The 251-nt window shown below is 39.0% G+C and carries 1 protein-coding gene; it reads left to right on the top strand.

Annotated features, from left to right (window positions below):
* A partial coding sequence (locus tag AAEY88_RS14765) for a hypothetical protein (RefSeq protein ID WP_350563598.1) occupies positions 1 to 251 on the top strand: 251 nt, incomplete at both ends.

The following is a 251-nucleotide window of genomic DNA, read 5'->3' as shown; positions in this document are numbered from 1 at the left end:
CGCCAGCTCATTGCTAGCTTTGTCAGTATTAAGCATGAGCCTGATACTGACATTAATAATAGCGATGCCATTGCAAAAATATACTGCATTGATGTCGTCGATGACTGGTTACGGATACACATTCAAGAAGCCATAGTAAAAGCTGATATTGAGTTTGATGTTTCGCCAACGCCAATGTTTTTGAACCCGCTACCTATCTATTGTGACTTCTTTAGAAACAATCGACTGTTTCATCATGACTTCTATATCCA

This window comes from Psychrobacter sp. CAL346-MNA-CIBAN-0220, from assembly GCF_040309805.1.
In the GTDB taxonomy this organism is placed as follows: domain Bacteria; phylum Pseudomonadota; class Gammaproteobacteria; order Pseudomonadales; family Moraxellaceae; genus Psychrobacter.
The sequence above is the reverse complement of the archived record's forward strand: the minus strand, read 5'-3'. Positions and strand labels throughout refer to the sequence as shown.